This window comes from Pedobacter sp. BS3, from assembly GCF_008274585.1.
Taxonomy (GTDB): domain Bacteria; phylum Bacteroidota; class Bacteroidia; order Sphingobacteriales; family Sphingobacteriaceae; genus Hufsiella_A.
In genome coordinates this window covers 1-1339 of the sequence record NZ_VTRT01000021.1, presented here as the reverse complement: position 1 = coordinate 1339, position 1339 = coordinate 1, and the positions used below count along the sequence as shown (strand labels likewise).

Below are 1339 nucleotides of genomic sequence, written 5' to 3'. Positions count from 1 at the left end.
GAGCCTGTGAAGAATTTTGTGTAAATGGTCAAACCTACTGCCATTAAATCCTACATCTGTTTTCAAATATAATACTAAACTGGTTAATAATTTTGCCCCAGTCCCTGATGGGCATGATCCATTTTTTCTGGATGTTCATAATGGATAGATAAACGGCTTTTACTGCCGCCTGATCATCGGGAAACAGGTTCTTGGATTTGGTGAATTTCCTGATCCCGCTATTCAGGCTTTCAATCACATTGGTGGTGTAAATGATCCTTCGGATTTCCAGTGGGAAGTCAAAGTAACTGGTCAGCGCATCCCAGTTGTTTTCCCAACTGGTAATAGCGTAACCATATTTACCGCCCCACTTCTGGGTAAATACGTCCAGGGCTGACCGGGCTGCCTCTCTGTTAACGGCGCCATAGATCTGCTTCAGATCAGCACTGAATTCCTTACGCTCTTTCCAGGACACATATTTGCAGCTGTTACGGATCTGGTGGACAACGCATAGCTGGGTGATGGTTTGAGGAAACACCTGGGCTATGGCCTTGGTAAAGCCGGTAAGGTTATCCGTGCAGGCGATCAGGATATCTTCCACACCTCTGGCTTTTAAGTCAGTAAGCACACTTAACCAGAATGAAGCACTTTCTGTTTCATTGATCCACATGCCTAATATTTCTTTGAGTCCGTCATTTCTAAGGCCGATTACTAAGTAAATACATTTGCTGATTACCTTCCCGTTATGGCGGACTTTGAACTGTATGCCGTCCATCCAGCAGGTGAAATAAACAGGCTCCAGTGGCCTTACCTGCCATTCTTTAATAAGGTCAATGACCCGGCTGGTAACCCTGGAAACCGTGCTTTCAGAAATCTCTACACCATACACTTCCCGGATCTGGTCTTCAATATCACGGGTACTCATTCCACGCGAATACATGCCGATGATGCTCTGCTCGATCTGTTCGCTCATCCGCTGATGCTTAGGGATTAGCTTGGGTTCAAAGCTCGAATTACGGTCCCGCGGGATCGACAAGACCATATCCCCAAGGCTTTCACTCTTAACTTTTTTGTTGCTGTAACCGTTACGGGAATTGCCGCTCCCACGGCCTTCAGAGGCGTGCTTTTCGTAGCCAAGGTGATCATCAAGTTCGCCCTGGAGCATTTCCTGAACGCCCTGTTTGAACATCTCCTGAAAGAATTCCTGAAATTGTTCTTTGGACTTGAACTGCTTGAAAAAGTCCTTTGGTAATCCTAATTTGTTCTCTTCCATTTCTTGTAATTAAAGTTCTGAATTTCTTTAATCACAATAGGAATGACCTACATCTTTTTTTACTTACACAAAATTCAAGACACTACC

Annotated in this window: 1 protein-coding gene; it reads right to left on the bottom strand. The window is 44.6% G+C overall.

Going from position 1 to position 1339, the window contains the following annotated elements; all coding sequences use genetic code 11:
* Window positions 1-43: 43 nt before the first annotated feature.
* Window positions 44-1252 carry an IS256 family transposase gene (locus tag FW774_RS20245; RefSeq protein ID WP_149350354.1) on the bottom strand — a complete coding sequence of 403 codons (1209 nt, stop codon included), beginning with the start codon at window positions 1250-1252 and terminating at the stop codon, window positions 44-46.
* Between the last annotated feature and the right edge of the window lie 87 nt (window positions 1253-1339).

What these genes read in the sequence shown, in the direction of transcription:
- FW774_RS20245 (WP_149350354.1), bottom strand. Translation starts at nt 1,252, where the DNA reads ATGGAAGAGAACAAATTAGGATTACCAAAGGACTTTTTCAAGCAGTTC.